Source organism: Bacillus sp. OK048 (assembly GCF_900103525.1).
In the GTDB taxonomy this organism is placed as follows: Bacteria; Bacillota; Bacilli; order Bacillales; family Cytobacillaceae; genus Neobacillus.
In genome coordinates, this window is the sequence record NZ_FNHN01000035.1 from 1 (window position 1) to 2485 (window position 2485).

1 rRNA gene is annotated in these 2485 nt (G+C 52.8%); it reads right to left on the reverse strand.

Features of this window, described 5'->3' with window-relative positions:
• Window positions 1–2485: ribosomal RNA gene (locus tag BLR86_RS25450) — 23S ribosomal RNA — on the reverse strand; the annotation flags it as partial.

Sequence of the window (2485 nt, forward strand, 5' to 3'; positions counted from 1 at the left end):
TGGTTAAGTCCTCGAACGATTAGTATCAGTCAGCTCCACACGTTACCGCGCTTCCACCTCTGACCTATCAACCTGATCATCTTTCAGGGTTCTTACTAGCTTGACGCTATGGGAAATCTCATCTTGAGGGGGGCTTCATGCTTAGATGCTTTCAGCACTTATCCCGTCCGCACATAGCTACCCAGCGATGCCTTTGGCAAGACAACTGGTACACCAGCGGTGCGTCCATCCCGGTCCTCTCGTACTAAGGACAGCTCCTCTCAAATTTCCTGCGCCCACGACGGATAGGGACCGAACTGTCTCACGACGTTCTGAACCCAGCTCGCGTACCGCTTTAATGGGCGAACAGCCCAACCCTTGGGACCGACTACAGCCCCAGGATGCGATGAGCCGACATCGAGGTGCCAAACCTCCCCGTCGATGTGGACTCTTGGGGGAGATAAGCCTGTTATCCCCGGGGTAGCTTTTATCCGTTGAGCGATGGCCCTTCCATGCGGAACCACCGGATCACTAAGCCCGACTTTCGTCCCTGCTCGACTTGTAGGTCTCGCAGTCAAGCTCCCTTGTGCCTTTACACTCTACGAATGATTTCCAACCATTCTGAGGGAACCTTTGGGCGCCTCCGTTACTCTTTAGGAGGCGACCGCCCCAGTCAAACTGCCCACCTGACACTGTCTCCCACCCCGATAAGGGGTGCGGGTTAGAATTTCAATACAGCCAGGGTAGTATCCCACCGACGCCTCCACCGAAGCTAGCGCTCCGGTTTCTTAGGCTCCTACCTATCCTGTACAAGCTGTACCAAAATTCAATATCAGGCTACAGTAAAGCTCCACGGGGTCTTTCCGTCCTGTCGCGGGTAACCTGCATCTTCACAGGTACTATAATTTCACCGAGTCTCTCGTTGAGACAGTGCCCAGATCGTTACGCCTTTCGTGCGGGTCGGAACTTACCCGACAAGGAATTTCGCTACCTTAGGACCGTTATAGTTACGGCCGCCGTTTACTGGGGCTTCGATTCAGAGCTTCGCTTGCGCTAACCCCTCCTCTTAACCTTCCAGCACCGGGCAGGCGTCAGCCCCTATACTTCGCCTTGCGGCTTCGCAGAGACCTGTGTTTTTGCTAAACAGTCGCCTGGGCCTATTCACTGCGGCTCTTCGAGGCTATTCACCTCAAAAAGCACCCCTTCTCCCGAAGTTACGGGGTCATTTTGCCGAGTTCCTTAACGAGAGTTCTCTCGCTCACCTTAGGATTCTCTCCTCGCCTACCTGTGTCGGTTTGCGGTACGGGCACCTTTTATCTCGCTAGAGGCTTTTCTTGGCAGTGTGGAATCAGGAACTTCGGTACTATATTTCCCTCGGCATCACAGCTCAGCCTTCACGAGAAGCGGATTTTCCTACTTCTCAGCCTACCTGCTTACACGCACATATCCAACAGTGCGCTTACCCTATCCTCCTGCGTCCCCCCATCACTCAAACGATAAAGAGGTGGTACAGGAATATCAACCTGTTGTCCATCGCCTACGCCTTTCGGCCTCGGCTTAGGTCCCGACTAACCCTGAGAGGACGAGCCTTCCTCAGGAAACCTTAGGCATACGGTGGATGGGATTCTCACCCATCTTTCGCTACTCATACCGGCATTCTCACTTCTAAGCGCTCCACCAGTCCTTACGGTCTAGCTTCAACGCCCTTAGAACGCTCTCCTACCACTGACATCGTAGATGTCAATCCACAGCTTCGGTGTTACGTTTAGCCCCGGTACATTTTCGGCGCAGAGTCACTCGACCAGTGAGCTATTACGCACTCTTTAAATGGTGGCTGCTTCTAAGCCAACATCCTGGTTGTCTAAGCAACTCCACATCCTTTTCCACTTAACGTAAACTTTGGGACCTTAGCTGGTGGTCTGGGCTGTTTCCCTTTTGACTACGGATCTTATCACTCGCAGTCTGACTCCCACGGATAAGTCTTTGGCATTCGGAGTTTGTCTGAATTCGGTAACCCGATGAGGGCCCCTAGTCCAAACAGTGCTCTACCTCCAAGACTCTTACTACGTGAGGCTAGCCCTAAAGCTATTTCGGAGAGAACCAGCTATCTCCAAGTTCGATTGGAATTTCTCCGCTACCCACACCTCATCCCCGCACTTTTCAACGTACGTGGGTTCGGGCCTCCATCCAGTGTTACCTGGACTTCACCCTGGACATGGGTAGATCACCTGGTTTCGGGTCTACGACCACATACTCAATCGCCCTATTCAGACTCGCTTTCGCTGCGGCTCCGTCTCTTCAACTTAACCTTGCATGTAATCGTAACTCGCCGGTTCATTCTACAAAAGGCACGCTATCACCCATTAACGGGCTCTAACTACTTGTAGGCACACGGTTTCAGGATCTGTTTCACTCCCCTTCCGGGGTGCTTTTCACCTTTCCCTCACGGTACTGGTTCACTATCGGTCACTAGGGAGTATTTAGCCTTGGGAGATGGTCCTCCCAG